At 51.1% G+C, this 8711-nt stretch carries 5 protein-coding genes; 3 read left to right on the top strand and 2 right to left on the bottom strand.

The window, feature by feature from the left end:
- Window positions 1-136 precede the first annotated feature (136 nt).
- The 3 genes from murI to tbpA all read left to right on the top strand — a co-directional run bounded on the left by murI (window position 137) and on the right by tbpA (window position 6650).
- The gene (gene murI, locus ACRPFF_RS06855) at window positions 137-949 is read left to right on the top strand and encodes a glutamate racemase (RefSeq protein ID WP_002223465.1); all 813 of its coding nucleotides are present in this window, start codon (window positions 137-139) and stop codon (window positions 947-949) included.
- 722 nt (window positions 950-1671) lie between these two features.
- Window positions 1672-3816 carry a transferrin-binding protein-like solute binding protein gene (locus tag ACRPFF_RS06860; RefSeq protein WP_118811358.1) on the top strand — a complete coding sequence of 715 codons (2145 nt, stop codon included), beginning with the start codon at window positions 1672-1674 and terminating at the stop codon, window positions 3814-3816.
- 86 nt (window positions 3817-3902) lie between these two features.
- Window positions 3903-6650: a transferrin-binding protein TbpA gene (gene tbpA, locus ACRPFF_RS06865; protein ID WP_432674189.1), complete on the top strand. Its 2748-nt coding sequence runs from the start codon at window positions 3903-3905 to the stop codon at window positions 6648-6650.
- 409 nt (window positions 6651-7059) lie between these two features.
- Here tbpA and ACRPFF_RS06870 read toward each other — a convergent pair whose 3' ends face one another.
- Together ACRPFF_RS06870 and ACRPFF_RS06875 are read right to left on the bottom strand one after the other, a co-directional pair.
- Complete coding sequence (locus ACRPFF_RS06870; RefSeq protein WP_432674190.1) at window positions 7060-7230, bottom strand: hypothetical protein; 171 nt, start codon at window positions 7228-7230, stop codon at window positions 7060-7062.
- Window positions 7231-7243: 13 nt separating this feature from the next.
- Complete coding sequence (locus tag ACRPFF_RS06875) at window positions 7244-7972, bottom strand: opacity family porin (RefSeq protein ID WP_432674193.1); 729 nt, start codon at window positions 7970-7972, stop codon at window positions 7244-7246.
- Window positions 7973-8711 lie beyond the last annotated feature (739 nt).

Here is an 8711-nt window from a genome sequence, read left to right on the forward strand (position 1 = left end):
CCCGAGGGGCGGATGCTTCTTTTCCGAGCATTATAACAGCCAAATCCGCATCCTGCTTTCAGACGGCATGGCTGTCAAGAAAAAGCGGCGCGTGTACAATACGCGGATTGTATGTTTAGGACGGATTGGAAAAAGGATGGAAAATATCGGCAGGCAGCGACCCATCGGCGTTTTTGACTCGGGAATCGGCGGTTTGACCAATGTGCGCGCGCTGATGGAACGGCTGCCGATGGAAAACATCATTTATTTCGGCGACACGGCGCGCGTGCCTTACGGGACGAAATCTAAGGCTACCATCGAAAATTTCTCGATGCAGATTGTCGATTTTCTGCTGGAACACGATGTTAAGGCGATGGTTATCGCATGTAATACGATTGCGGCGGTGGCGGGGCAGAAAATCCGTCAAAAGACGGGCAATATGCCGGTTTTGGACGTGATTTCCGCCGGCGCGAAAGCCGCGCTGGCAACCACGCGCAACAACAAAATCGGCATTATCGCCACCAATACCACAGTCAACAGCAATGCCTATGCGCGCGCCATCCATAGGAACAACCCCGACACGCTCGTCCGCACGCAGGCCGCGCCGCTGCTCGTCCCTTTGGTGGAAGAGGGCTGGTTGGAACACGAAGTTACCCGCCTGACCGTATGCGAATACCTCAAACCATTGCTTGCAGACGGCATCGATACGCTGGTGTTGGGCTGCACGCACTTTCCCTTGCTCAAGCCCTTAATCGGCAGGGAGGCGGGCAATGTCGCGCTGGTCGATTCCGCGATTACGACGGCCGAAGAAACCGCACGCGTCCTTGCGCAGGAAGGGTTGCTCAATACCGACAACAACAATCCCGACTACCGTTTTTACGTCAGCGATATTCCTTTGAAATTCAGAACCATCGGCGAGCGTTTTCTGGGCAGGACGATGGAGCAGATTGAAATGGTGTCTTTGGGGTAGCGGCAGGTACGGACGGAAACCGTCCCCGTCCGCGCCATCCGCATACGCACCCGCAACGCCCTGCCGTATTAAACGCCCCGTCTCCGCAAATTCCGTCTGAAAGGCTTCAGACGGCATTTTTTACACAACTCCCACCGTTTCCCCTCCTTCTCGATACACTGTAATCTCGAAACCCGTCATTCCCGCGCAGGCGGGAATCCAGTCCGTTCGGTTTCGGTTTTTTTTTTTGAGGTTTCGGGTAACTCTAAACCGTCATTCCTACGAAAACAGAAAATCAAAAACAGAAACCTCAAATCCCGTCATTCCCGCGCAGGCGGGAATCTAGACATTCAATGCTAAGGCAATTTATCGGGAATGACTGAAACTCAAAAAACTGGATTCCCACTTTTGTGGGAATGACGCGATTAGAGTTTCAAAATTTATTCTAAATAGCTGAAACTCAACGCACTGGATTCCCGCCTGCGCGGGAATGACGAAGTGGAAGTTACCCGAAACTTAAAACAAGCGAAACCGAACGTCCTGGATTCCCACTTTCGTGGGAATGACGGGATATACGTGGGAATGACGGGATATAGGTTTCCGTGCGGACGCGTTCGGATTCCCGCCTGCGCGGGAATGACGGGATTTTGGTGTATTCCCTAAAAAATAAAAAAGTATTTGCAAATTTGTTAAAAATAAATAAAATAATAATCTTTATCATTCTTTAATTGAATTGGGTTTATATGAACAATCCATTGGTAAATCAGGCTGCTATGGTGCTGCCGGTGTTTTTGTTGAGTGCTTGTTTGGGCGGAGGCGGCGGCAGTTTCGATCTTGATTCTGTCGATACCGAAGCCCCGCGTCCCGCGCCAAAGTATCAAGATGTTTCTTCCGAAAAACCGCAAGCCCAAAAAGACCAAGGCGGATACGGTTTTGCAATGCGCTTCAAGCGGAGGAATTGGCATCCTATGGCAATGCCTAAAGAAAATGAGGTTAAATTAAAGAATGATGATTGGGAGGCGACAGGATTACCGACAGAACCCAAGAAACTGCCATTAAAACAAGAATCCGTCATTTCAAAAGTACAAGCAAACAATGGCGACAACAATATTTACACTTCCCCCTATCTCGCGCAATCAAACCATCAAAACGGCAACACTGGCAACGGTGTAAACCAACCTAAAAATTGGGCAAAAGGTTACGAAAATTTCCAATATGTTTATTCCGGCTGGTTTTATAAACATGCCAAACGAGAGTTTAACTTACAGGGGGAACATAAAAGTGCAAAAAACGGCGACGACGGTTATATCTTTTATCACGGCAAAGAACCTTCCCGACAACTTCCCGCTTCTGGAAACATTATCTACAAAGGTGTGTGGCATTTTGTAACCGATACGAAACAGGGACAAAAATTTAACGATATTCTTGAAACTTCAAAAGGGCAAGGAGATAAGTACAGCGGATTTTCGGGCGATGAAGGCGAAACAACTTCCAATAGAACTGATTCCGACCTTAATAATAATCACGAGGGTTATGGTTTTACCTCAAATTTAGAAGTGGATTTCAATAATAAAAAATTGACGGGTAAATTGATACGCAATAATAGAGTTACAAACGCTACTACTGGCGACAAACATACCACGCAATATTACAGCCTTGAGGCTCAAGTAACAGGCAACCGCTTCAACGGCAAGGCGATGGCAACCGACAAGCCCGGCACTGGAGAAACCAAACTACATCCCTTTGTTTCCGACTCGTCTTCTTTGAGCGGCGGCTTTTTCGGTCCGAAGGGTGAGGAATTGGGTTTCCGCTTTTTGAGCGACGATCAAAAAGTTGCGGTTGTCGGCAGCGCGAAAACCAAAGACAAAACGGAAAATGGCGCAGCGGCTTCAGGCGGCGCAGGTGCGGCAGCATCGGGCGGTGCGGCAGCTATGCCGTCTGAAAACGGTAAGCTGACCACGGTTTTGGATGCGGTCGAGCTGACGCACGGCGGCACAGCAATCAAAAATCTCGACAACTTCAGCAATGCCGCCCAACTGGTTGTCGACGGCATTATGATTCCGCTTCTGCCCGAGGCTTCCGAAAGTGGGAACAATCAAGCCAATCAAGGTACAAATGGCGGAACAGCCTTTACCTACAAAACAACCTACACGCCGAAAAGCGATGAAAAAGACACCCAAGCAGGTACGGCGGCGAATGGCGATCAAGCCGCTTCAAATACGGCAGGTGATACCAATGGCAAAACAAAAACCTATGAAGTCGAAGTCTGCTGTTCCAACCTCAATTATCTGAAATACGGGTTGCTGACGCGCAAGACTGCCGGCAATACGGGGGAAGGCGGCAACGGCAGCCCAACCGCCGCCCAAACGGCACAGGGTGCACAAAGTATGTTCCTCCAAGGCGAGCGCACCGATGAAAACAAGATTCCAAGCGAGCAAAACGTCGTTTATCGGGGGTCTTGGTACGGGCATATTGCCAACGGCACAAGCTGGAGCGGCAATGCTTCCAATGCAACGAGTGGCAACAGGGCGGACTTTACCGTGAATTTTGGCGAGAAAAAAATTACCGGCACGTTAACCGCTGAAAACAGGCAGGCGGCAACCTTTACCATTGAGGGAATGATTCAGGGCAACGGCTTTGAAGGTACGGCGAAAACCGGTGATGGCGGCTTTGCGCTGGATCCGAAAAATACGGAAGCCTCCCATAAAGCGAGCATCAATGCCACTGTAACCGGCGGTTTTTACGGGCCTAAAGCCGAAGAAATGGGCGGATGGTTTGCCTATCCGGGCGACAGTCAGGCGCAGCCGTCCGCTTCGGGGTCAGGTACGTCAGCCGCCAACAGCGCGACCGTGGTATTCGGTGCGAAACGCCAACAGCTTGTGCAATAAGTACGGCTGCCGAACAATCGAGAATAAGGCTTCAGACGGCATCGCTCCTTCCGATGCCGTCTGAAAGCGAAGAGTAGGGAAACACTATGCAACAGCAACATTTGTTCCGATTAAATATTTTATGCCTGTCGCTGATGACTGCGCTGCCCGTTTATGCAGAAAATGTGCAAGCCGGACAAGCACAGGAAAAACAGTTGGATACCATACAGGTAAAAGCCAAAAAACAGAAAACCCGCCGCGATAACGAAGTAACCGGTTTGGGCAAATTGGTCAAAACCGCCGACACCCTCAGCAAGGAACAGGTACTCGATATCCGCGACCTGACTCGCTACGACCCCGGCATCGCCGTCGTCGAACAGGGGCGCGGCGCAAGCTCGGGCTATTCGATACGCGGTATGGACAAAAACCGCGTTTCCTTGACGGTAGACGGCTTGGCGCAAATACAGTCCTACACCGCGCAGGCGGCATTGGGCGGGACGAGGACGGCGGGCAGCAGCGGCGCAATCAATGAAATCGAGTATGAAAACGTCAAAGCTGTCGAAATCAGCAAAGGCTCAAACTCGGTCGAACAAGGCAGCGGCGCATTGGCAGGCTCGGTCGCATTTCAAACCAAAACCGCCGACGATGTTATCGGGGAAGGCAGGCAGTGGGGGATTCAGAGTAAAACCGCCTATTCCGGCAAAAACCGGGGGCTTACCCAATCCATCGCGCTGGCGGGGCGCATCGGCGGTGCGGAGGCTTTGCTGATCCACACGGGTCGGCGCGCGGGGGAAATCCGCGCCCACGAAGCCGCCGGACGCGGCGTTCAGAGCTTTAACAGGCTGGTGCCGGTTGAGGATACCAATCAGTACGCAAATTTCATCGTTGAAGAAGAATGCGAAAGCGGGAATTACGAAACGTGTAAAGCGAATCCGAAAAAAGATGTTGTCGGCAAAGACGAACGTCAAACGGTTTCCACCCGAGACTACACGGGTCCCAACCGCTTCCTCGCCGATCCGCTTTCATACGAAAGCCGGTCGTGGCTGTTCCGCCCGGGTTTTCGTTTTGACAACAAACGGCACTACATCGGCGGCATACTCGAACGCACGCAACAAACTTTCGACACGCGCGATATGACGGTTCCGGCATTCCTGACCAAGGCGGTTTTTGATGAAAATAAAAAACAGGCGGGTTCTTTGTCCGGCAACGGCAAATACGCGGGCGACCACAAATACGGCGGTCTGTTTACCAACGGCGAAAACGGTGCGCTGGTGGGCGCGGAATACGGTACGGGCGTGTTTTACGACGAGACGCACACCAAAAGCCGCTACGGTTTGGAATATGTCTATACCAATGCCGATAAAGACACTTGGGCGGATTATGCCCGCCTCTCTTACGACCGGCAGGGTATCGGTTTGGATAATCATTTTCAGCAGACGCACTGTTCTGCCGACGGTTCGGACAAATATTGCCGTCCGAGTGCCGACAAGCCGTTTTCCTATTACAAATCCGACCGCGTGATTTACGGGGAAAGCCACAGGCTCTTGCAGGCGGCATTCAAAAAATCCTTCGATACCGCCAAAATCCGCCACAACCTGAGCGTCAACCTCGGTTTTGACCGTTTTGGTTCCGACCTCCGCCATCAGGATTATTATTATCAAAATGCCAACCGCGCCTATTCGTCGAAAATACCCACTCAAAACGGCAATCAAAAAATCAGCCCCAACGGCAGCCAAGACAAACCCTATTGGGTCAGCATAGGCGGGGGAAATGTGGTTACGGGGCAAATCTGCCGCTCGGGCAACAATACTTATACGGACTGCACGCCGCGCAGCATCAACGGCAAAAGCTATTACGCGGCAGTTCGGGACAATGTCCGTTTGGGCAGGTGGGCGGATGTCGGCGCGGGCTTGCGCTACGACTACCGCAGCACGCATTCGGACGACGGCAGCGTTTCCACCGGCACGCACCGCACCCTGTCCTGGAACGCCGGCATCGTCCTCAAACCTGTCGACTGGCTGGATTTGACTTACCGCACTTCAACCGGCTTCCGCCTGCCCTCGTTTTCGGAAATGTACGGCTGGCGGTCGGGCGATAAAATAAAAGCCGTCAAAATCGATCCGGAAAAATCGTTCAACAAAGAAGTCGGCATCGTGTTTAAAGGCGATTTCGGCAACTTGGAGGCAAGTTGGTTCAACAATGCCTACCGCGATTTGATTGTCCGGGGTTATGAAGCGCAAATTAAAAACGGCAAAGAAGAAGCCAAAGGCGACCCAGCTTACCTCAATGCCCAAAGCGCGCGGATTACCGGCATCAATGTTTTGGGCAAAATCGATTGGAACGGCGTATGGGATAAATTGCCCGAAGGTTGGTATTCTACATTTGCCTATAATCGTGTCCGTGTCCGCGACATCAAAAAACGCGCAGACCGCACCGATATTCAATCACACCTGTTTGATGCCATCCAACCCTCGCGCTATGTCGTCGGCTTGGGCTATGACCAACCGGAAGGTAAATGGGGTGTGAACGGTATGCTGACTTATTCCAAAGCCAAGGAAATCACAGAGTTGTTGGGCAGCCGGGCTTTGCTCAACGGCAACAGCCGCAATACAAAAGCCACCGCGCGCCGTACCCGCCCTTGGTATATTGTGGATGTGTCCGGTTATTACACGATTAAAAAACACTTCACCCTCCGTGCGGGCGTGTACAACCTCCTCAACCACCGCTATGTTACTTGGGAAAATGTGCGGCAAACTGCCGGCGGCGCAGTCAACCAACACAAAAATGTCGGCGTTTACAACCGATATGCCGCCCCCGGTCGCAACTACACATTTAGCTTGGAAATGAAGTTTTAAACGTCCAAACGCCGCAAATGCCGTCTGAAAGGCTTCAGACGGCATTTTTTACACAATTCCCACCGTTTTCCATTATTCCCGATACACCGTAATCTTGAAACCCGTCATTCCCCGCAGGCGGGAATCCAGACCGTTCGGTTTCGGTTTTTTTTGAGGTTTCGGGTAACTCTAAACCGTCATTTTCTCGAAAGCGGAAAATCAAAAACAGAAACCTCAAATCCCGTCATTCCCGCGCAGGCAGTAATCCAGGGCGTAAAATCTAAAGAAACCGTTTTATCCGATAAGTTTCCGCACCGACAGACCTAGATTCCCGCCTGCGCGGGAATGACGAATCCATCCATACGGAAACCTGCACCACGTCATTCCCACGAAAGTGGGAATCTAGAACGCGGGGTTTGAGCAACTGTTTTTATCCGATAAGTTTCTGTGCGGACAGGTCTAGATTCCCGCCTGCGCGGGAATGACGGATTTCAAGATTACGGTGTTGTCGGGAATGACGGTTCGGGTATTTCACTACGCCTGTCCTGCGCCTGTAAACGGCGAGTGCATCAAAAATGCCGTCTGAAGGTTCAGACGGCATCGGCATCGGGGAATCAGAAGCGGTAGCGCACGCCCAATGAGGCTTCGTGGGTTTTGAAGCGGGTGTTTTCCAGGCGTCCCCAGTTGTGGTAGCGGTAGCCGGCGTCCAAGGTTAGGTTGGGTGTGATGTCGATGCCTACGCCTGCCACTGCGCCGAAGCCCACGCGGCGGATGCTGCGGCTTTGGTGGATGGGGTCGTGGGCATTGGTCGGTCCTCGTTTGATATTGTTAATGGTAATGGTTACTTGGTCTTCCAAGGAAATGCTGTGTTTGATTTTGCCTAAACCAACCCGTGCACCGACATAGGGTTTGAAGCGGGTGCCGGTATCGAAATCGTAGATGGCAGAGATGCCGTAGTTGGATTCGGCTTTGAATGTGCCTTTGTCGGTGTGGTCTATTTCTGTTTTGGCTGTAACAGCAGGACTATATTGTTTTGTTTGTTCTGCATGAATATGCTTGCTATGTCTCCAGGTATTGTAACGGGCATAATCGAGGGCGATGCGCCAGTTACCGAAATCGTAGCCGACGGAAAGGCGGGGGTGGGTGGAATGGGTTTTGATGTCGCGAGAGTCGTCGAAGACTTTGGCGTTGTCGGCGGGATAATCGCGGGTAATGTGTTCGTAGGCGTAGGCCAGATCCGCCTGCACATACGGGCCGCGCCCATGGTCTTCACCCGCCGCCCGCGCTGCGGAAGAGAAGAGAAGAGAAGAGAAGAGAAGAGAAGAGTTTTTTGCGGGCTGGATTCATTTTCGGCTCCATATTCGGTTTAACTGATTAAAAGAGAACGATTTTCACTGATGGTTCAAGGGCGGATTGTATCGGGTTTGGTGCGATGTTTCAATAAGAAACGATAAGAAAGCTGCTATTATGGTTTAATCCTGCGCGTTGCAGCTTCCGGAAAGGGCTTGCGCCATTTTGAAATAAGGCCGATCCGCTGCCTTGAAGGGTGGGGCTTAACTGTTAGGAAATAATGGCAAAGAGGCTTGTTTCTGTCAGACATTGTATGGGTTTTCTTTTAAATGATATATTTCCGCCTGTTTATGCAATATTTTCCGATTGATGGTTTTTATAGTGGATTAACAAAAACCAGTACAGCGTTGTCTCGCCTTAGCTCAAAGAGAACGATTCTCTAAGGTGCTGAAGCACCGAGTGAATCGGTTCCGTACTATTTGTACTGTCTGCGGCTTCGTCGCCTTGTCCTGATTTTTGTTAATCCGCTATAAAGACCGTCGGGCATCTGCAGCCGTCATTCCCGCGCAGGCGGGAATCTAGACCTTAGAACAACAGCAATATTCAAAGATTATCTGAAAGTCCGAGATTCTAGATTCCCGCTTTCGCGGGAATGACGAAAAGTGGCGGGAATGACGGTTCGGGCATTCCTTAAATTACCCGTGTATCGCTGTAAATCTTAGAGATGGCGGAATATAGCGGATTAACAAAAACCGGTACAGCGTTGCCTCGCCTTAGCTCAAAGAGAACGAT

It is taken from the genome of Neisseria sp. SLRRB23, from assembly GCF_050896295.1.
Taxonomy (GTDB): domain Bacteria; phylum Pseudomonadota; class Gammaproteobacteria; order Burkholderiales; family Neisseriaceae; genus Neisseria.